This window comes from Streptomyces sp. NPDC050549, from assembly GCF_040655035.1.
Classification (GTDB): Bacteria; Actinomycetota; Actinomycetes; order Streptomycetales; family Streptomycetaceae; genus Streptomyces.
This window is the reverse complement of sequence record NZ_JBFAJD010000035.1, coordinates 22,135-41,546: the sequence shown is the minus strand read 5'-3', so window position 1 is coordinate 41,546 and position 19,412 is coordinate 22,135. Positions and strand designations below refer to the sequence as shown.

Sequence of the window (19,412 nt, the reverse complement as noted above, 5' to 3'; positions counted from 1 at the left end):
GCTGTCTCCTGGTGGTGCGTACGGGTGGTTGCGTCAGAACTTGATGCCGCCGAGGAGGCTCGCCAGGCTCTCCCCACCGGCCTTGATGCTCGGCGCGATGGCCGTGCTGGCCATGTAGAAGCCGAAGAGCGCGGCCACAATGGCGTGGGAGGCCTTGAGTCCGTCCTTCTTGAAGAAGAGGAAGACGATGATGCCGAGAAGGACGACGCCTGACATGGACAGGATCATTTGAGCTCTCCTGGTTCGTGGGGACAGTCACCATGAGTTCTTCCAGGATCACAGGATGTATCCATACGATAAAAGGTGCAAGTGGGTGAATTTCTGCGTATTTCCCTCTGATGGCGGAGCGCATTCGGGCCGTCTGAGCAGGGGTTTCACCCATGTCGGGCCCTGTGGTGATCTTTGCCTCGGAGGGCGCCGGTCATGTGTCGGCGGAGCCAGTACGCTGGCGATTCACCCGTACTAGTGAGAGGCGGTCAGGCCGATGAGCGAAGCCCCCGACCCCGAGGTCGTGGAGCTCGCGACCAAGATCTTCGATCTGGCCCGCCAGGGTGGGACCGAGGCGCTGGTGGCGTATGTGGACGCGGGCGTTCCGGCCAACCTCACCAATGACCGCGGTGACTCGCTGGTGATGCTCGCCGCGTATCACGGGCACGCCGACGCCGTACGGGCCCTGCTGGCGCGGGGGGCCGAGGCCGACCGGATCAACGACCGGGGGCAGACCCCGCTCGCCGGAGCCGTCTTCAAGGGCGAGCAAGAGGTGATCGAAGTCCTGCTGGAGGCCGGTGCCGATCCGGCCGCGGGCACGCCGTCGGCACTCGACACGGCCCGGATGTTCGGCAAGGCCGAGCTGCTGGAGCTGTTCGGCGCGCACTGAAGTGTGGTCCGTCACCGACTGGGACGGGCCTTGTGACCAGGTAGGACAAGGAAAACGGGGGAAAACGGGGGAAGGCAGCACGGGGCCGCCCGAAATTTCGGTCGCGGCAGCGAGAACTGCCGGGTCATCATGACGTCGTGATTCACGGACGCGATGGCCGGGCAGGTGTTGCCGCACCGCGCGGGCCGTGAGGGTCCGCTTGGGCCACCGACGAGAGGCAGAGGAAAATGGTCTACAGCAAGCAGGAAACGGCGGGCGCCCCGACGTGTTGTCACGCGGCCAGGTAGTGCACGTCCCCCGGTTGCGTCGACGCTTGATGTGAGGCTGTTTCCCATGTTCGATCCGGTCATAGCGCCCAGCGGTACGCTGCTCGGCCTGCTTCAGCGGGGCCGCGGCGACGGCACACTGCACGCGCTCACCGCACCCCGTGCCGAGGCACTGGCTGCGCTGAACCACTGCGTGCTGCGCGATCCCCGCCACGACTGGCAGGTGGAGAACCGCTCCCTGTACTACGCCCGTCTCTACCTCGATCTGAACGGCGACCTGGACGCCGTCGAGGCCCACCTCTTCGACACCGAGGACGTCCTCGACACCGAGGAGTCCCGCACGGGTCTCGCCCTCGCCGTCCTGGGGCATCTCGCCTCCTACGGCAGGCGGGACGCGCTCGCGCTGCTGCGCCGGTACGCGACCTCCGGGACCAATTGGGCCTGGGCGCTCGACGAACTGGCGCTCAGGGACGACGACGCGGGCCTGCGCGCCCTCGCCGCCCCCGTCCTGGCGCGTTTCCCGGCCGACCCCGAGGGCGAGGCCGAACTGGCTGCCGCCGTGCGCGACGCCTTCGAACCCCGGCCCTGGCGGCTGTGGGCCGAGGACTCACGCGAATCGATCGCCACGCGCGTGCGTGCCGCCCAGGAAGCCGGCTGCTTCGACCGCTGGCAACGGCAGATGCGACCAACCGGGCCCCGTCCGGGGTGGAGCGTGCAAGCGGTGTTCGAATGGGCCCAGCAGGGCATCGAACGCGGCGCCGCGCTGCACGTCCCCGCCGCCCGCTGCCTGAGTGCCGTCGCAGGCCCCGAGGACCGGCCCGAGATCGTCGAGGCTGCCAAGGACGGGAGCGAGGGAGCCCGCTGCACCGCCCTGCGGTATCTCGCCGACAGCAACGATTCCGAAGCCCTCCAACTGATCGAACGGGCGGTCGCCACCGGCTCCGCGCCCGTGGTCGGCGCCGCCGTCGACGCCTTCGAACGGATGCGCTCCGTCGCCGCCGTCGACCGGGCCCGCGGCTGGGCCCGCCGCCCCGACCCGCTCGGCGCCGCCGCCGGCCGGATGCTCGCCTGCCGGGGCGGAGCCCAGGACAGCGACCTCGTCCTCGGCGCCCTAAGGGAGGCCGTCATGGGCGAAGGACCCGACGCGCCCACCCTGTGGACCCTCGTCGACGGCGCCGGACGCCTCGGCATCGGCTGCGCGGCACCCGTCCTGCGCCATGTGTACCGGGAAACCGCCTCGTCGCATCTGCGCACCCGGGCCGCCCGGGCCCTCGCCGCCACCGACCCCTCCTTCCCCACCGGCTTCGCCGTCGAGTGCCTGTGGGACTGCGAGGAGACCACCCGGGAGATCGCCGCCCGGCACGCCGAGACCGGTGACGCCCGGGTCGTGGAACAGCTCCGCAGGCTCGCCGCCGACCCGGCCGAGGAAGCGGAAGTACAGACAGCCGTACGAAGCCGGATCGGGCCCGACGCCCCCGCAGTGTGAACACGGGATGACCCGCGGGTCAGACGGGCATGGACGCCGTCTGGCCTGCTCGGGTGTGCAGCGCAACGCTCATGGGACGTTCACCGTTCGCATAGATCCACGTTGACGCGGGCACGTCCAGCACGGCGACAACACGGGTATGCGTGTCGTCATCGTGACCGAATCCTTTCCCCCCGATGTGAACGGCGTGGCCCACTGCGCGCTCCAGACCGCCCGGCACCTCGTGGATCGCGGTCATCATCCGCTCGTCGTCGCGCCGGCCACCGCGGCCGGTAGCGGGCCCGACGCCCAGTCGCCGTGCCCCGTCATCCGCATCCCCTCCCTACCGCTCCCGGGCTACCCCCAGGTCCGCGTCGCCCTCCCCAGCCGACGCGTCGCCGCGGCCATCGCCGAACACCGCGCCGACATCGTGCACCTGGCCAGCCCCTTCATCCTCGGCGTCCGCGGCATGGCCGCCGCCGCCCGGCTCGGCATCCCCGCCGTGGCCGTCTACCAGACCGACCTGGCCGGATACGCCCGTACGTACGTCGGCGCCGGCGAGGCCACCGCCTGGCGGCGGATCCGCTCCGTCCACGCCGCCGCCGACCGCACCCTCGCGCCCTCCAGCGCGGCCCTCGGCGACCTGGAGGCACACGGTGTGCCCCGGGTCAGGCTCTGGCCGCGCGGTGTGGACACCGAGCGCTTCCGGCCCGAGTACCGGGACGAGGCGCTGCGCCGCGAACTCGCCCCGAACGGCGAACTGATCGTCGGCTACGTCGGCCGGCTCGCCCCCGAGAAGCAGATCGAACTCCTCGCCGGAGTCTGCGGTCTCCAGGGCGTCCGTGTCGTGGTGGTCGGCGACGGACCCAGCCGGCCGCATCTCACCGAGGCGCTGCCGGGTGCGGTCTTCCTCGGACGCCGTACCGGCGACGAGCTCGCCCGTATCTTCGCCTCGTTGGACATATTCGTGCACACCGGACCTTTTGAGACCTTCTGTCAGACCGTCCAGGAAGCCATGGCCAGCGGCGTTCCCGTCGTCGCGCCCGCCGCGGGCGGACCGCTCGACCTGGTCGCCCACGGGCGCACCGGGTTCCTCTTCCCGCCGCGCGACGAGAGCGCGGTGACGGACGCCGTACGGACCCTGGCCGCCGATCCCGCGCTGCGGGCCGAGTACGGCACCGCCGCGCGGGCCATGGTCGAGGGCCGCACCTGGGCGGCCGTCGGCGACCAGCTGATCGCGCACTACGGCGACGTCCTCGCCGCGCGCAAGGTGGTGGTGGCGGCGTGAACACCGCTGCGCTGCGGATCGTGCGGCTCGCCAACTTCGTGGCCCCCGCCTCCGGGGGGCTGCGCACCGCTCTGCGCGAGCTGGGCAAGGGCTACAAGGAGGCCGGGCACGACCCGGTCCTCATCGTGCCCGGCGAGCGCCACACCGACCGGGAGACCGAGCAGGGCCGGATCATCACCCTGCCCGGACCGCTGCTGCCCGGCACCGGCGGCTACCGCGTCCTCGCCGACAAGCGACGCGTGGCCACCCTCCTGGAACAACTCGCCCCCGACCGCCTGGAGGTCTCCGACCGTACGACCCTCCGCTGGACGGGCAAATGGGCACGGCGGGCCCGCATCCCCGCCGTGATGGTGTCCCACGAGACCGCCGACGGCGTCCTGCGCACCTGGGGCCTGTCCGAGAACCTGTCCCGGCGCACCGCCGACGCCCTCAACGTCCGTACGGCACACACCTACGCGCGCGTGGTGTGCACCACCGAGTTCGCCGAGCGGGAGTTCGTCCGCATCGGCGCCCGCAACGTCGTACGGGCTCCACTCGGCGTCGACCTGGTGGGGCGCAGTCCGGCGCTGCGGGACCCGGTGGTGCGCGCGGAGTACGCGCGCGTGGACCAGGTTCTCCTGGTGACCTGCACCAGGCTCTCCGTGGAGAAGAGGCCCGGGACGGCGCTCGACGCCCTGGAGGCGCTGGTACGGCGCGGGCGGCGGGCAGTCCTCGTGGTCGCCGGGGACGGGCCGCTGCGGGCCCGGCTCGAACAGCGGGCGCGGGAGCGCGGGCTGCCGGTCACCTTCCTCGGGCACGTCTCCGACCGGCGCCTGCTCGGCGCGCTCCAGGCCTCCGCCGACGTATGCCTGGCACCCGGGCCCGCCGAGACCTTCGGGCTCGCCGCGCTGGAGGCGATGGCCTGCGGCACGCCCGTGGTGGCCAGCGCCTCGTCCGCGCTCCCCGAGGTCATCGGCTCCGCCGGTGCCACGGCCGCGGACAACGGGAGGGCCTTCGCGGACGCCGTGGACATGCTGCTCGAACGCTCCGAGCCGGAGCGGCGGGAGATGGCACGCGCGCGTGCGGAGTGCTTCGGGTGGGACACGGCGGTCGACGCGTTCCTCGCCGCGCACGACGCGGATGTTCCGGTACGGCGCTTCGTGCCCGGAGGCGTGGTATGAGAACGGTCCGCTTCGTCGCCCTCGGTGACTCGCTCACCGAGGGCGTGGGCGATCCCGTCGGCGAGTCATGGCGCGGCTGGGCCGCGCTGCTCGCCGACGCACTGGCCGGGCCGCCCGAAGACACCGTGGAGTTCACGAACCTCGCGGCCAGCGGGGCACAGTCACGGGACGTGCTGGAACGGCAGACCCCGGCCGGGCTCGCCCTGAACCCGGACATCGTGTCCGTCGTCATAGGCGTCAACGACACCCTGCGCTGCACCTTCGACATCCAGGCCCTGGCCGCCCGGCTCGACAAGGTCTACGCGGCCTTCACGGCACAGGGCGCGGTCCTCCTGACGGCCTGTCTGCCCGACCCGGGCGCGATGCTCGGCCTCCCGGGCGCACTGGCCCGTCCACTCGCCCGGCGGCAGCGAGCCGTCAACACGGTGGTGCACGCGCTCTCCGAGCGCTACGGGGCCGTGCATCTGCACGCCGCGGAGGGCGAGTGGATCACGGACCGCGCGATCTGGAGCGCGGACCGGCTGCACCCCGGGGAGCGGGGCCACCGCCAACTGGCCCTGCGTTTCCACGCGTTGCTCTCCGAGGAGGGCGTGGCCACGGGGGCCGCGCCCTCGCCCGAGCCCGAGTTCCCGGTACCCACCAGGTCGGCCAGCCTGTGGTGGCTGGCGACCGCGGGGACCGGGTGGGTGGCCCGCCGCTGCACCGACCTGCTGCCGCAGCTCCTAGGCCTGGCCGCCGACGAGATGCGCCACCGCGCGCGGGGCACCAGCGCGCGGCTCGACCTGAGCGCGTCCCACGCGGTGTCGGCGGCCCTGGCAGCCCTCTCGGTGGGGGAGAAGCAGCCGGACACCGCATAGGGCGCGCACGGGCCCTCAGCGGCGTCGTACGGCCACGAAGCGGACCGGGGTTCCGGGCACCGCCTGCGCGGCGGCCGGGAGGTCCGCCCGGCGGGCGACCGCGATCACCGGGTACCCGCCGGTGGTCGGATGGTCGGCGAGGAAGACCACGGGGCGGCCGTCCGGGGGGACCTGGACGGCGCCCAGGACCATGCCCTCGCTGGGGAGTTCACCGGTCAGGGCCCGCTCCAGGGCGGGGCCCTCGGTGCGCAGTCCGATGCGGTTGCTCGCCGACGACACCTGGTAGACGCGTGCCGTGAACGCCCGCAAGGCTTCCGGGGTGAACCAGTCGGTGCGGGGTCCGAGCGTCACCCGGAGGACGAGTTCGACCGGGGGGCGCGGTTGCGGGGCGACGTCCACGCGCGCGTGGAGGCCCGTCGGGGACCCCAGGGGCAGTATGGCGCCGTTCGTGAGCGGTGCCGGACCGAGCCCGGACAGCAGGTCCGTGGAGCGGCTGCCGAGCACCGGCTCCACGGCGACGCCGCCGGCGAAGGCGACGTAGGCGCGTATTCCGGAGAAGGCTGTTCCGATGTCCAGGAGCGCCCCGCCGGGCACGTGGACGGGCGCGCCCCAGGCGACGGGCCGTCCGTCCACCGTGACCGGGCAGGGCGCGCCGCCGACCGCCACGAGGATCGTTGAACGAGGCCGTACGGCACACCCGTTGAGGGTCGTCTCCAGGACGGCAGCCTCGGGCGGATTGCCGACCAGCCGGTTGACGAGCGCCGCCGCGGGCCCGTCCAGCGCCCCGGAATGCGGCACCCCAAGGTGCGCGTGTCCGGGCCGCCCCAGGTCCTGCACGGTGGTCAGGGCCCCGGCCCGTACGACGACGAGTGCGCGGTCCGTCATACGTCCGCCACCGGGACGAAGCGCACGCGCGTGCCCGGCGACAGCAGCGCGGCGGGCACGCGCGCGTGGTCCCACAGGACCGCGTCCGTCGTGCCGATCAGCTGCCAGCCGCCGGGCGAGGAACGGGGGTACACGCCGGTGTACGGGCCCGCGAGGCCCACGGCACCCGCGTGGACGGCTGTGCGCGGGGTTGCCCGGCGGGGGACGTCGTAGCGGGCCGGGAGGCCGGTGAGGTACCCGAAGCCGGGGGCGAACCCGCAGAAGGCGACGCGGAACTCGGTGGCCGCGTGGATGCGGGCCACCTCCCGCTCGGGGACGGCCCAGAGGGCGGCGATGTCGGCGAGGTCCGGGCCGTCGTAGCGCACCGGGAGCTCGATCACCTCGCCGGTACGCGGGGGAGCGGGGGACACCTCGGAGGCGATCAGTTCGGATGCCAGACGGGCCGGGTCGTCGAGGCCGTCGAGGAGGATCGTGCGGGCGGCGGGGACGATCTCGCGGACGGTGAGCAGGCCCTCCGCGCGGCGGCGCATCAGCTCGGCGTGGACGGCCTGGGCCTCCTCCCCGGAGGCGACCTCGACGAGCAGTGCGCTGTCTCCGACGGGCATCGCCTTCATACGAAGGCCTCCAACCGGACACCCGACTCCAGGAGCCGCTCGCGGACCCTGCGGGCCAGTTCGACCGCTCCGGGGGTGTCCCCGTGCAGGCACAGGGAGCGGGCCCGTACCTCGATGCGCACCCCGGAGAGCGCGTCGACCGCCCCGAAGCGGGCCAGGCTCAGCGAGCGCTCCACGACGGCCTCGGGGTCGCTGACCACCGCGCCGTCCAGGTCGCGCGGCACGAGCCTGCCCTCGTCGGTGTAGGCGCGGTCCGCGAACGCCTCCGTGACGGCCTGCAGCCCGGCCTTGGCGGCCAGTTCGAGCACGACCGAGCCGGGCAGGCCGAGCACCGGCAGCGATGCGTCGGCCATGAGTACGCCCTCGATCACCGCGGCGGCCTGCTCCGGGTCGTGCACGACCCGGTTGTAGAGCGCGCCGTGCGGCTTGACGTACGACACGCACGTGCCCGCCGCGCGGGCGAACACTTCCAGGGCACCGATCTGGTAAGCCACTTCGGCGGCCAGCTCGGCGGCCGGCACGTCCATGGCGCGCCGCCCGAACCCCGCCAGGTCCCGGTAGGACACCTGCGCACCGACCCGCACCCCGCGCTCGGCCGCCAGCTCGCACACCCGCTGCATGGTGACCGCGTCCCCGGCGTGGAAACCGCAGGCCACGTTGGCGCTGGTGACGACGGACAACAGCTGTTCGTCGTGGGTGAGGTGCCAGCGGCCGAAGCCCTCGCCGAGGTCGGCGTTCAGATCGATCATCATCTCTCCTGGTCAGGCGACGCGGTACTGCTCGTCGCGGGCGTCGGTGACGAACATCTGGCCGGGCGCGTGCGTGATGGCGAATGGCGGCCGGGACGCCATCACTACGGCCTGCGGGGTCACTCCGCAGGCCCAGAACACCGGGATGTCGTCCGGCGCGGCGTCCACCGGATCGCCGAAGTCCGGCCGGCCGAGGTCCTCGATGCCGAGCCCCGCGGGATCGCCGCAGTGTACGGGGCTGCCGTGCACCGCCGGGAGCAGCGCGGTCTCCCGGATCGCCGTCGCCAGGTGCTCCGGGGGCACCGGGCGCATCGACACGACCATCGGGCCGTGCAGCCGCCCCGCCGGGCGGCACGGGCGGCTCGTCACGTACATCGGGACGTTGCGGCCCTGCTCGATGTGCCGGATCGGGACGCCCGCCTCGCTCAGCGACCACTCGAAGGTGAAGCTGCAGCCGATCAGGAACGACACCAGGTCATCGCGCCAGTACGCCCGCACGTCCGTCGGCTCGTCCGCCAACCCGCCGTCCCGCCACACCCGGTAGCGCGGCAGATCGGTGCGCAGGTCCGCGCCGTCGGCCAGAACGGTCTCCCAGGAGCCGGCGTCCGTGACGTCGAGCACCGGACAGGGCTTCGGGTTGCGCTGGCAGAACAGCAGCATGTCGTACGCCCAGTCGGCGGGCACCGAGATCAGGTTGACCTGGGTGTGGCCCGCCGCGACCCCGGCCGTCGGACCCGTCAGCCCGGCCCGGAAGCGCGCCCGGGCGGTGCGCGGGCTCCACGCGTGCGCGTGCTCGTCGACGAGAGTCAGGGGACGGTCCTCCGTGCGGTTCACGCCAGTTCCTTTCCGCGGGTCTCCGGCAGTCCCAGGAGCGCCAGCGCCGCGATGCCGTAACCGATGGCCCCGAAGACGAGCGCTCCGCCCACACCCCAACTGTCGGCCAGGAAGCCCACCAGCGTCGGGAAGACGGCGCCGACGGCGCGGCCGGTGTTGTACGTGAAGCCCTGTCCGGTACCGCGCAGCGCCGTCGGGTACAGCTCGCTCAGGTACGAGCCGAAGCCGCTGAAGATCGCCGACATGCAGAACCCGAGCGGGAACCCCAGCACCAGGAGCAGGGTGTTGGCGCCGTTGGGGATGTGTGTGTACACCAGGATGCAGATCGCCGAGAGCAGGGCGAAGAGCCAGATGTTGCGCCTGCGGCCCAGCACGTCGGTCAGGTAGCCGCCGGTCAGATAGCCCAGGAAGGCGCCGGAGATCAGGAAGGTCAGATAGCCGCCGGTGCCGACGACGGACAGGCCGCGCTCCGTCTTGAGGTACGTGGGCACCCAGGTGGCGAGGGTGTAGTAGCCGCCCTGGACACCGGTGGAGAGCAGGCCCGCGAAGACCGTCGTGCGCAGCAGGCCCGGCGCCCCGGCCGTGCCCGGCTTGAAGATCGCCGCGAACGAACCCTTCTGGGAGTTCTGCTCGCGAACGGCCGTCGCCTCGGGGGCGTCGTGCACCCGGCGCCGTACCCAGATCACCAGCAGCGCGGGCAGCGCGCCGGTCCAGAACATCACCCGCCAGGCCAGGTCGTCGCCGAGGAACGAGAAGACCAGCGTGTAGACGACCGCGGCCAGCGCCCAGCCGACCGCCCACGAGCTCTGGATCGCGCCGAGCGTACGGCCACGGTGCTTGGCGCTCGCGTACTCGGCGACCAGGATCGCGCCGACCGCCCACTCGCCGCCGAAGCCGAGGCCCTGGAGGGCGCGGAACACCAGCAGGGTCTCGTAGTTGGGCGCGAAGCCGCAGGCCACGGTGAAGACGGCGTAGGTGATCACCGTGATCATCAGGGCCTTGACGCGGCCGACCCGGTCGGCGAAGACGCCCGCCAAGGCGCCCCCGACCGCGGAGACGACCAGTGTGACCGTGGTGAACAGGCCGGTCTGGCCGCTGTCCAGGCCGAAGTACGCGGCCAGCGCGACCATGCTCAGCGGCAGCGTGAAGTAGTCGTAGGAGTCCAGCGCGTAGCCGCCGAACGCGCCGGCGAAGGCCCTGCGGCCGTTCGGCCCGAGCGCGCGCAACCAGGCCAACGTGCCGTCGTCGGCGGTCAGTTCGTCAGTGTCGGGCTGCGTTCCGGTGTTCAGGGCCTGAGGTGGAGGGGTCGTGCTCATGTGCACCTCGCAGAGGGAGGACGGAGGGTGCTGGGACTGAGCCGGGCCGTGCGGAAGCCGTGGGCGCCGGGGTGAGCGGGTGGCGCCGCGGAAAGTAAAGTAGAGGATCGTTGAACGATCCTTCAAGAGGCATGTTGTTTCGTTCTTGTATCTGCGGTTGAATTCCGGGCATGGCAGATCAGCTGGCGGGACTCGCCGACGACCGCGCCCTCCTGGGCCGTACGAGTACCGCCGAACGCGTCTCGGACATCCTCAGAAGCCGTATCGCCGAGGGGTATTTCCCGCCGGGGGCCCGACTCTCGGAGGACAGCATCGGCGGGGCACTCGGCGTGTCGCGCAACACACTCCGCGAGGCGTTCCGGCTGCTCACCCATGAGCGTCTGCTCGTCCACGAGCTGAACCGCGGCGTCTTCGTCCGGGTCCTGAGTGTCGAGGACGTCGAGGACATCTACCGCACCCGCCGCCTCGTCGAGTGCGCCGTCGTCCGCGGGCTCGGCGAGCCGCCGTACGCCCTTGAACGGCTCGCCGCGGCCGTGACCGAGGGGCAGTTGGCGTCCGTAGAGGATGACTGGAAGGGAGTGGGTACGGCCAATATCCACTTCCACCGGGAACTGGTCGCCCTCGCCGGCAGCGCCCGCACCGGCGAGCTGATGCGCAGTGTCTTCGCCGAACTCAGGCTCGCCTTCCATCTCGTGGACGACCCGAAGGTGCTCCACGAGCCGTACCTCCAGCGCAACCGCCTGATCCTCCAGGCGCTCCAGGCGGGCGACGCCGCCGAGTCCGAGAGACTGCTCGCGGTCTACCTCGACGACTCGCTCGAACGGGTCGTCGACGCGTACCGGCAGCGGGTCGGCGAGGGCGGTACGGCCCTCGGCTGACGACGGCACGGCGCCCGACCCGTTCCGCACGCCGCTGTGGCGGTAGTCGCTTCTGCGTCGTTTGGGTCGTTGTCAGACCGAGGACCTAGTCTGTGCAGCGTGACTTCGCCTGCATCGACGGACAGCGTTCCGCCCCAGTTCAGCGCGGGGCCGCGCCCCGCCCCGGGCCCGGCCGCCGACGAGGGACTGGCGCGGCGACTGCGCGCGCTCGCCTGCACCGCGCCGCTGCACGACCTCGACGCGCGCAAAGCCAATCTCGCGGGCGAGTACTCGGTGTACGGCATGGCGGAGGTGGCCCTCGCCGCCATCGACCTGGTCACTCTCAACATGGACTTCGACACCGGCGCCGACCACGACCAGATAGTGGCCAGGCTCATCCCGCGCATCGCCGCCCAGGCCCCGCAGCGCCCCGTGACCGAGCACGAGCGCGTGGCCCGCTGGGTCCTGGAGAACCTGATCAACGTCGGCAGCGTCGACCGCGGCTTCCGCACGGTCTACGGCACGTTCGCCCAGGACGGCACCTATGTGCGCCGCGACTACGACTTCAAACTGATCGAGGAAGTCCCCGGCTACGGCGGCAGCGTCTATCTCCGTACGACGGACGAGGCCGTCAACGTCCTCGTGGGCGCCCTCGACACCGACGTCACCAGCGCGCAGATCGCCGCCGAGGTCAAGCTGGAGGTGCTGATCAGCCGCGGCCGGCTCGCCGACGCGCAACTGGCCGCCGAGCAGGCCCGGTACCGCACCGTGCAGTACTCGGAGACCCTCCGCCGCGCCCTTGACGCCACCCGGCGCAACGTCCGCGCGGTGGACTGGCTCAACGCCGTGCCCGACATGATCGCCGAGGCCCTCGACCACGTCGCCGACCGCTACCGCCACGAGAACGCGATCCTCACCAACATCCGCAAGGCCCGCGACGAGTCCGAGGACCCCGAACAGAAGCGCCGCGCCGCCGAGTTGGTCGACATCGTCAAGGACTGCATCAGACGCCACACACAACTCCAGTCGCGCCTCCTGGAGGCGGGGCCGCTGTTCCGCGCGGAGCAGGACCGGCAGGCCTTCGCCGCACCCATGACGACATCGGGGATAGACCTCTACGGACATCTCGTCTCGCCCGTGCTGCCGCTGCCCCTGGAGCAGGCGATCCGGGTCACCGACGCGTTTTTCGCGCGCGGGACCGGGCTGCGCACGCCGGTGTCCGTCCGGGTGGGCGACCTCGTCGACATACTGCTGACGCCGCCTCAGGAGCGGGAGCACCTCGGTGCGGAGATGCCGGAGCCGGATCTCATCGCCACGCCGGACGACAGCCGCTTCAGCGAGGAGCAGTTGGCGGCGGCGATGGAGCTGCTCGATCTGCCGGCGGACGCGCCTCGCAGGTTGTCGGGGTTGCTCGCGGACGCTCGACGGCAGGATCCCGAACTGCCTTATCTGGTCGCCCTGTTGGCTGTGCATGCGGCCAGTCCGCCGGTCGGTACCGCGTATCGGCAGGGGGAGCCGAAGCTGCTGTTCGCCGTGGACGACGGGGCCGAGCTGGATGATCCCGAGTTCGGTGGGGCCGATCTGATTGTGGGGATGGCCTTGTTGGACGCGGCGGGGATGGCGGCGGGCAGGACGGAGGCGGCGTAGGCCGTGAACGACCGCGACATGAACCACCGTTACGCGAACGACCGTTACAAGAACGATCCCAGCAAGGAGCCCCGACCGTGAGCGAGCACGTCGAATGGAGTGAGCCGGAGACCGCCGCCGCGCCGGCGACCGCCGCTGTCACCCCCGCCGATGCCGCCGACGCGGCGCGGCTCGTCGCGTTCGGCCTGCAGCCCAAGTTGCAGCCCGCGCGGGACCAGGAATACGCCGAGCTGCTGCGCCGGTACCGGGAGGACCCGCCGTTCGCCCGGCTCGCCGACGCCGTGGCCGCCGGGCTCGGCCTTGTCGTCCTGGAGGTGTCCCCGCGCGCCGGGATGGCCGTGACGGCGGCCGAGGACTCGGTGTTCGCCGTGCGCATGGGGGACTACGCCCGGCGTACGGCCGCCGACTCCGGGGACCGCTTCCTGCACGGGCTTGCGCATCTCGCCGTCGCCGCGATGGCGTTCCCGCGCCCCGAGGACCTCGCCGACGACGGCTACATCGGGCGCGTCACGGTCAACGGCGTCGACGCCTTCGTACGGCAGGCCTGCCGGCGCCTGGAGGAGCGGGCCGACGAGCAGGGCATGAACACCGACCCGGCCACCGACGCGCCCGGCCTGGAGGCCGCCTGGCGGATCTGGGTCAGACGCAGCGCGACCGGAGCCACCAAGGACGCCCGCAGACTCGCCGGTTCGACCACCGGCATCGTCGGCAAGGCCGCCGCGTTCCTCACCGACTCCGGCTTCCTCCAGCGCACGGGCGACGACAACGGCGGTACGTACCGCACGACCGCCCGCTACCAGCTCCAGGTGCGTGACATGGCCGGCAGCGCCGCCATGGCCGAGCTGCTGGAGCTGGGCGTCGTCCCGGTCACCGATGGCACCGCGAGCCTGCTGCCCGCCGAGGACACCGAGGACCTGGAGCTGGTGGCCGACGCCGGACTGCCGTTCCACTCCTGACCTCCAGCCCCTCGAAGACCTACGCCCCCCACACCTGCCGAAGACTTACGACGAGAGTCCGCCATGTACGAGCTGTCCCGGGTCCGCCTCTACTCCATCGGGCCCGCCGGTGCGCGCTACGCCGACACCGTGCTTGACCTGCGAGGCGTGGGCAAGCCCGTGCCCGACCCCGCCCCCACCCAAGCGGAGTTCTTCGAGGACGAGCCCGTCGGTCCGCCGCGCCGCCCCGCGCCCGCCGGTGTGCTCTTCCTGGAGAACGGCGGCGGCAAGTCCGTCCTGCTCAAGCTGATCTTCTCGGTGATGCTGCCGGGACACCGCAACACCCTCGGCGGCGCCAGCTCCGGTGTGCTGCGCAAGTTCCTCCTTGCGGACGACTGCGGGCATGTCGCCCTGGAGTGGCAGCACACGCTGACCGGCGAGTGCGTGGTCGTCGGCAAGGTCAGCGAGTGGCGGGGGCGTCAAGTCTCCAACGACCCGCGGAAGTTCGCCGAGGCCTGGTACTCGTTCCGGCCCGGCCCGGGACTCAGCCTGGACAACCTCCCCGTCGCCGAGGCCACTTCGGTACGGCCGCCTGTCGAGGGCGTGTCCGGCGCGCAGGGCCGTCGGCGCACCATGAAGGGCTTCCGGGACGCCATCACCGAGGCCGGCAAGGCGTATCCGCACCTCGAAGTGCACTGGGAGGAGATCCACGACCGCTGGATCGAGCACCTGGGCGACCTGGGTCTCGACCCCGAACTCTTCCGCTACCAGCGGGAGATGAACGCCGACGAGGGCGAGGCCGCCGGCCTCTTCGCGGTCAAGAAGGACTCCGACTTCACCGACCTGCTGCTGCGCGCGGTCACCGACACTCGCGACACCGACGGGCTCGCCGACCTGGTCGGCGGCTTCGGCAACAAGCTGGGGCGGCGCGCCGAGCTGATCGCCGAACGGGACTTCACGGCCGGTTCAGTGGACCTGCTCGGCCGGATCGTCGAGGCCGCCGAGGCACGGGCACGCGCGCGCGACATCCACGCCGGCGCCGAGCGCCGTACCCGTACCCTGGCACGCAGGTTGTCCGCGCGGGGCGCGCAGGAGCGGGTGCGGGCCGCCGACCTCGCGCAGCGGGTCACCGCCGCCGCGTACGCCGTGACGCACTCAGAGGGAGCGCGCGAGCGCAGTGCGCTGATCGCCGCCGAACTGGCCTACCGGCACGCCTCTTTGGCGCTCGCCACGACGGAGAAGTCCGCCGCCGCGCAGAAGCGCGAACTCGCCGACGCGCGCACCCTGCACTCCGCCTGGCAGGCCGCCGAGGCCGTCCTGCGCCACCGTGCCGCCGCCGACCGTTCCGCGCGCGTGGCCGTCGCCATCCGCGAGGCCGAGCGGGACGCCGCACCGGCGCTCGCCGCCCGCGCCAAGGCCGCCGTCGATCTCGTACGGGCCCTGCACGAGGCCGCGGAGAACGCCGAGAACCTCGCCAACGAGGGCGAGGAGCGCTCCGCCGCACTCCAGGAGGTCGGCGAGACCTCCCACCGGGACGCGACCTCCGCCGCCACCGAGGCACAGCGCGCCCGCAGCGAGATCGGGCATCTGCGCCAGCGCCTGTCCGAGGTCGAGCAGGAGACGGCCGAGGCGGTGCGCGCCGGCTGGCTCGACGACAGCGCTGCCGACGCCGACCCGGCCCGCGCGGCCCTCGCCGCGAGCGACGCCGAGAAGACGGCCGTGGCCGCCTGGGACACCGCGCGCGAGGCATCCCGCCGGGCCTCCGAGCACGCCCGCGAGGCCGCTTCGGCGGAGTCCCGCGCGGAGCTGACGGCGGCCCGCGCGTCCGACGCCGCGACTGCCGCCGAGCGGACCTACGATGCGGAACGACGCCTCGCGGAGGGACTGGCGGGGGAGGAGCGGCTCGCGGAGCTGCTGAGCCTGCCGGGTGCGGGTGCGGGTGCGGGTGTGCCGCTGCCACGCGGCGTCAAGGAGGGTGTGGCGAGCGGCAGTTCGGCAGCCGAGGCCACCCCTGTCACCCACCCCGGGATCAGCAAGCCTTCCCGCCCCTTCGCCGAAGGCCCCCTCACCCCCGAGGAACTCGACCGCTTCGCCGACGAGTTGCGCGAACTGCTCGACGACGGGGTCGCCTCCAGCGAGCGACAGCTCTTCGACCTGCGTACCGCCGCGGCCGACGACTCCCGGATCCTCGGGGCGCTCGGCGACGGCGGGCTGCTGCCGCCCGGCCCGGACGTGCTGGCCACCGTCGAGTACCTGGGCGAGCACGGCATCCCCGCCCTGCCCGGCTGGCGCTACCTCGCCCAGGCCGTCGACCCCGTCGATCACGCGCGCGTGCTGGCCGCCCGGCCCGAGCTGGTCGACGGCGTGATCATCACCGACCCGGACACGCACGCGCGTGCCCGCGAGGCGCTCAGCGACGCGGCCCTGCTGCCCCGCTCCGCCGTGGCCGTCGGTACGGCCGCCGCCCTGCTCGCCCCGACCCCGGGGCCCGACGCTCAGACCGGCGACGTCTTCCTCGTACCGCCGAACCCGGCCATGCACGACGAACACGCCGCCGACGAGGAGCGGCAGGCGCTGCGCGCACGGGCGACCGAGCGGGACGAGGAGATCCGTGCGCTCGCCGCGCGACTCGGCAAGGACCGGGAGCTGGCGGCGCGGCTCGCGTCCTGGCGCACCGGCTGTCCGAGCGGGCGGCTGGTCGAGTTGGCACAGGCCGCGCAGGACACGCGCGCGTTTGCCGAGGAGGCCGAGGCCGAGCTCGCCGAGGCACGGACCCTGCGCGCCGAGGCCGACGAAGCTGCCGCCGAGGCCGCCCAGGTGCGCGACGAGCGGCAGGAGACCGCGCAGAAGGCCAGACGTGCCGCCGACGCCCTCGCCGGACTCGCCTTCCGGCTGCGGGAACGCGCCGGCTGGCAGGTCAAGCTGCGTGAACTCGCCGACGAGGCAACCGAGTCGGAGGCACGCGCCCAGTCATGTCTGGAGCGCGCCCGCGCCGCCGACGAGGACCGCCGCGCCGCCCAGCGCGCGGCCGACGACGCCCGCCGTACGGCCCGCGCGCTGCGCGCCGAGCGCTCCGAGATCGCCGGCGCCCCCGACGACGTACCGGCAGACGGCCCCGACGCTCCGAAGCCGTCGCTGCCCGCCCTGCGCGAGGCCTATCGGGCCGCCTCCCAGCTCTACGAGAAGGTCGGCGTCGGCGCCGATCTGCGGGCCGAGCAGGCGCGGGCGGAGAGCGACGAGAGCGCGGCGATCGCCGAGTTGGACCGGCTCAGCAACAAGGTCCGCACCCGCGCGGCCCAGCTGCTTCAGTCGCCCGACGGCTCCGACGGGCCGTCCCGGCAGGCCGCCGCGGCGCGCGCCGAGGAGCTGGTGCAGCTGCTGGAGACCCGGGTGTCGAACGCGAGCGAGCAGCTCGGGCGGCTGCGCGGCGAGGCCGAACGGCACGCACCCGAGGACGGCGAGGCGCACACCGAACTGGCCGAGGAGCTGGTCCCGCGCGACGCCGAGCACGCCCAGGCCCTGCTGCGTACCGCCACCGCCGAACTCGCCTCCCGCACCGACGCGTTGGGCCAGGCCCGCGAGGCGCACGCCGAACTCCTCGACGCCCATCGCGCGGCCGAGGACGGGGCCGGCGGCTTCGACGAGACGGCCGCCATGTTGCGGGACCTGCTGCGCGAGCACCCCTCGGACGAGGAGCAGGAGGAGCCCGAGCCGTACCCGGGCAGCGTGGAGGAGGCCCGGCACTCCGCCGCCGAGGCCCGCCGCTCGCTGCGCGGCTGCGCCGCCGACCTGTCCGCCGCCGAGGGTGCCGTACGGGAAGCGAGCGATGTGCTGGTGCGGCACGCCAACTCCACGCGGTACGAACAGGTGCGGACTCCCGCGCGGCAGCAGATCCGTGAGTTGCCGGCGTCCTCCCTGCCCGAGCACGCGCAGAAGTGGGCCGATGCCTTTGCGCCCCGACTCCGGGTCCTCACGGACGAGTTGGCGCAGTTGGAACGCAACCGCGACTCGATCGTGGACCGGCTCCGCGGGCTCGTGGAGTCGGCACTCGCCACCCTGCGGTCCGCGCAGCGGCTGTCGCGGCTGCCCGAGGGGCTCGGCGAGTGGTCCGGGCAGGAGTTCCTGCGCATCCGCTTCGAGGAGCCCGACCAGGCCACGCTGACCGAGCGGCTGGGTGAGGTCGTCGACGAGGCCACCCGGGCCGCCGTTAAGAAGAACTCCGACATGCGGCGCGACGGAATGTCCCTGCTGCTGCGGGGAGTTGGCGCGGCGCTTGAGCCCAAGGGGGTCGCCGTGGAGATCCTCAAGCCGGACGCCGTACTGCGTGCCGAGCGGGTGCCCGTCGGGCAGATGGGCGACGTGTTCTCCGGCGGTCAGCTGCTCACCGCGGCCATCGCCCTGTACTGCACGATGGCCGCGCTGCGCTCGAACGACCGGGGCCGCGACAAGCACCGGCACGCCGGCACGCTCTTCCTCGACAACCCCATCGGGCGGGCCAACGCCACCTATCTGCTGGAGCTGCAGCGCGCCGTGTCCGACGCGCTCGGCGTCCAACTCCTGTACACCACCGGCCTGTTCGACACGACGGCACTGGCCGAGTTCCCGCTCGTCATCCGGCTGCGCAACGACGCCGACCTGCGGGCGGGCCTCAAGTACATCAGCGTGGAGGAACACCTCCGGCCGGGACTGCCGCAGCAGGCCCCCGCCGGAGAGGGGGAGTCGGTGCACAGCGAGATCACGGCGACCCGCATGTTCAAGCGACCGGCGCCGACCACCCCGTAGGCGAACCTCAGGAGTGGGACTGGGACAGGTGCCCGGCACCGCCCTTGCGGGCTATCCGCTCCTGCGCCCGCCGGGTGGCCTTCGCCTGGCGCTGGGCCCGACGCCGCTCACGGCGGAGGGCCCGTGCCGTGCTGCTGGGTTCCGAGACGACGCCGTTGCGCTGGTTCCACATCTGGCGGGTCACCCATACGTCGAGGGCGCCCCAGGTGGCCACCACCGTGCTGACCACGCTGCTGATCACCATCGGGAACGCCAGCCAGGACCCGGCCATCGTGCACAGGAAGGCCACCGTCGCCTGGATCAGCGTCACGGCGATGATGAGCACCGCCCGCACGGCCGCCGTACGCACCGGATCGGGCAGCCGACGCCGACGCGCGGGCTCCTCGATCCACAACGGCCTGTAGTACTCCTGCTGTTCGGCTGTCGCGCGGGCCGCACGCGACCCCTCGAACCCCGCTGCCTTCCGTGCGCCCGAGCGCGTTGGAGCCTCGCCGTCCCCCGTCGACCGCACCGCCACGCCGTCCTCAAGCGCCTCTTGCCGCTCCGCCGTGCCCATCAACGTGTCCTCCCCACCGCCGGTACACCACTCGCTCCCGAGTCCGAAGACTCCGGCTCCCCAGTGGGTGCCCGGCCTGCCCTGTTTTACGCCGCCCGGATGCGGATGCGGCTCCTGTGGCCGGTTCCGCACCCATATCCCGTAGAGAAAGACGAACAACGTCCCACGAAGATTCCCAAGGAACGAAAATTTCCAGCCAACTGGCCAACTGGGTCGATCCGGTCAGGTCCGGCGAACGTCGTGGAATCGGGGCGGCAATCTCCCGCAATGCCCTGACACCTCCCCATGTCCGGTCTCTGGTGCGGAAGTTCACGCTCCGGACAG

General features: G+C 72.6%; 16 protein-coding genes. 9 read left to right on the top strand and 7 right to left on the bottom strand.

Features of this window, described 5'->3' with window-relative positions:
- Positions 1–33 precede the first annotated feature (33 nt).
- Positions 34–228: a hypothetical protein gene (locus AB0I51_RS36630; RefSeq protein WP_019066471.1), complete on the bottom strand. Its 195-nt coding sequence runs from the start codon at positions 226–228 to the stop codon at positions 34–36.
- A gap of 256 nt (positions 229–484) precedes the next feature.
- Here AB0I51_RS36630 and AB0I51_RS36625 point away from each other — a divergent pair, with 256 nt between their 5' ends.
- The 5 genes from AB0I51_RS36625 to AB0I51_RS36605 all read left to right on the top strand — a co-directional run bounded on the left by AB0I51_RS36625 (position 485) and on the right by AB0I51_RS36605 (position 5,913).
- Positions 485–877: an ankyrin repeat domain-containing protein gene (locus AB0I51_RS36625; RefSeq protein WP_019066472.1), complete on the top strand. Its 393-nt coding sequence runs from the start codon at positions 485–487 to the stop codon at positions 875–877.
- Between the two features lie 333 nt (positions 878–1,210).
- A complete protein-coding gene (locus AB0I51_RS36620; protein WP_362982711.1) occupies positions 1,211–2,629 on the top strand; it encodes a HEAT repeat domain-containing protein in 1,419 nt (472 codons plus the stop codon).
- 139 nt (positions 2,630–2,768) lie between these two features.
- Positions 2,769–3,896: a glycosyltransferase family 1 protein gene (locus AB0I51_RS36615; protein WP_362982710.1), complete on the top strand. Its 1,128-nt coding sequence runs from the start codon at positions 2,769–2,771 to the stop codon at positions 3,894–3,896.
- Complete coding sequence (locus AB0I51_RS36610) at positions 3,893–5,056, top strand: glycosyltransferase (protein WP_362982709.1); 1,164 nt, start codon at positions 3,893–3,895, stop codon at positions 5,054–5,056. Before AB0I51_RS36615 ends, AB0I51_RS36610 begins: the two co-directional genes overlap by 4 nt.
- Positions 5,053–5,913 carry an SGNH/GDSL hydrolase family protein gene (locus tag AB0I51_RS36605; RefSeq protein ID WP_362982708.1) on the top strand — a complete coding sequence of 287 codons (861 nt, stop codon included), beginning with the start codon at positions 5,053–5,055 and terminating at the stop codon, positions 5,911–5,913. The genes AB0I51_RS36610 and AB0I51_RS36605 overlap by 4 nt, the downstream gene beginning before the upstream one ends.
- Positions 5,914–5,928: 15 nt before the next feature.
- On the opposite strand, the gene AB0I51_RS36600 is transcribed toward AB0I51_RS36605, so the two are convergent.
- From AB0I51_RS36600 to AB0I51_RS36580, 5 genes are read right to left on the bottom strand one after another with little or no spacing between them, the layout of a single operon-like run.
- Positions 5,929–6,798 carry a biotin-dependent carboxyltransferase family protein gene (locus tag AB0I51_RS36600; RefSeq protein WP_362982707.1) on the bottom strand — a complete coding sequence of 290 codons (870 nt, stop codon included), beginning with the start codon at positions 6,796–6,798 and terminating at the stop codon, positions 5,929–5,931.
- Positions 6,795–7,412 (bottom strand): allophanate hydrolase subunit 1, encoded by a 618-nt coding sequence (locus tag AB0I51_RS36595; protein WP_362982706.1) that lies wholly within the window; start codon positions 7,410–7,412, stop codon positions 6,795–6,797. The genes AB0I51_RS36600 and AB0I51_RS36595 overlap by 4 nt, the downstream gene beginning before the upstream one ends.
- Entirely contained in the window at positions 7,409–8,161 is a 753-nt protein-coding gene (locus AB0I51_RS36590; RefSeq protein WP_362982765.1) for a 5-oxoprolinase subunit PxpA, read from the bottom strand. The genes AB0I51_RS36595 and AB0I51_RS36590 overlap by 4 nt, the downstream gene beginning before the upstream one ends.
- 12 nt (positions 8,162–8,173) lie before the next feature.
- The gene (locus AB0I51_RS36585; protein ID WP_362982705.1) at positions 8,174–8,995 is read right to left on the bottom strand and encodes a putative hydro-lyase; all 822 of its coding nucleotides are present in this window, start codon (positions 8,993–8,995) and stop codon (positions 8,174–8,176) included.
- The gene (locus tag AB0I51_RS36580; RefSeq protein WP_362982704.1) at positions 8,992–10,311 is read right to left on the bottom strand and encodes an MFS transporter; all 1,320 of its coding nucleotides are present in this window, start codon (positions 10,309–10,311) and stop codon (positions 8,992–8,994) included. Before AB0I51_RS36580 ends, AB0I51_RS36585 begins: the two co-directional genes overlap by 4 nt.
- 170 nt (positions 10,312–10,481) lie before the next feature.
- Between AB0I51_RS36580 and AB0I51_RS36575 the strand changes: the two genes are divergently transcribed.
- The 4 genes from AB0I51_RS36575 to AB0I51_RS36560 all read left to right on the top strand — a co-directional run bounded on the left by AB0I51_RS36575 (position 10,482) and on the right by AB0I51_RS36560 (position 18,532).
- Positions 10,482–11,189, top strand: coding sequence for a GntR family transcriptional regulator (locus tag AB0I51_RS36575; protein WP_362982703.1), 708 nt, complete (start codon positions 10,482–10,484; stop codon positions 11,187–11,189).
- A 99-nt stretch (positions 11,190–11,288) separates the two neighbouring features.
- A complete protein-coding gene (locus AB0I51_RS36570) occupies positions 11,289–12,815 on the top strand; it encodes a hypothetical protein (RefSeq protein ID WP_362982702.1) in 1,527 nt (508 codons plus the stop codon).
- A gap of 77 nt (positions 12,816–12,892) precedes the next feature.
- Positions 12,893–13,771 (top strand): hypothetical protein, encoded by an 879-nt coding sequence (locus AB0I51_RS36565; protein WP_362982701.1) that lies wholly within the window; start codon positions 12,893–12,895, stop codon positions 13,769–13,771.
- Positions 13,772–13,834: 63 nt separating this feature from the next.
- Positions 13,835–18,532: a hypothetical protein gene (locus tag AB0I51_RS36560; protein ID WP_362982700.1), complete on the top strand. Its 4,698-nt coding sequence runs from the start codon at positions 13,835–13,837 to the stop codon at positions 18,530–18,532.
- A gap of 7 nt (positions 18,533–18,539) precedes the next feature.
- On the opposite strand, the gene AB0I51_RS36555 is transcribed toward AB0I51_RS36560, so the two are convergent.
- Complete coding sequence (locus AB0I51_RS36555) at positions 18,540–19,088, bottom strand: hypothetical protein (protein ID WP_362982699.1); 549 nt, start codon at positions 19,086–19,088, stop codon at positions 18,540–18,542.
- Positions 19,089–19,412: the final 324 nt, after the last annotated feature.

Coding starts and splice junctions, on each gene's coding strand:
- AB0I51_RS36560 (WP_362982700.1), top strand. CDS start 13,835: ATGTACGAGCTGTCCCGGGTCCGCCTCTACTCCATCGGGCCCGCCGGT.
- AB0I51_RS36590 (WP_362982765.1), bottom strand. CDS start 8,161: ATGATCGATCTGAACGCCGACCTCGGCGAGGGCTTCGGCCGCTGGCAC.
- AB0I51_RS36580 (WP_362982704.1), bottom strand. CDS start 10,311: ATGAGCACGACCCCTCCACCTCAGGCCCTGAACACCGGAACGCAGCCC.
- AB0I51_RS36625 (WP_019066472.1), top strand. CDS start 485: ATGAGCGAAGCCCCCGACCCCGAGGTCGTGGAGCTCGCGACCAAGATC.
- AB0I51_RS36630 (WP_019066471.1), bottom strand. CDS start 228: ATGATCCTGTCCATGTCAGGCGTCGTCCTTCTCGGCATCATCGTCTTC.
- AB0I51_RS36600 (WP_362982707.1), bottom strand. CDS start 6,798: ATGACGGACCGCGCACTCGTCGTCGTACGGGCCGGGGCCCTGACCACC.
- AB0I51_RS36555 (WP_362982699.1), bottom strand. CDS start 19,088: ATGGGCACGGCGGAGCGGCAAGAGGCGCTTGAGGACGGCGTGGCGGTG.
- AB0I51_RS36620 (WP_362982711.1), top strand. CDS start 1,211: ATGTTCGATCCGGTCATAGCGCCCAGCGGTACGCTGCTCGGCCTGCTT.
- AB0I51_RS36595 (WP_362982706.1), bottom strand. CDS start 7,412: ATGAAGGCGATGCCCGTCGGAGACAGCGCACTGCTCGTCGAGGTCGCC.
- AB0I51_RS36615 (WP_362982710.1), top strand. CDS start 2,769: ATGCGTGTCGTCATCGTGACCGAATCCTTTCCCCCCGATGTGAACGGC.
- AB0I51_RS36575 (WP_362982703.1), top strand. CDS start 10,482: ATGGCAGATCAGCTGGCGGGACTCGCCGACGACCGCGCCCTCCTGGGC.
- AB0I51_RS36605 (WP_362982708.1), top strand. CDS start 5,053: ATGAGAACGGTCCGCTTCGTCGCCCTCGGTGACTCGCTCACCGAGGGC.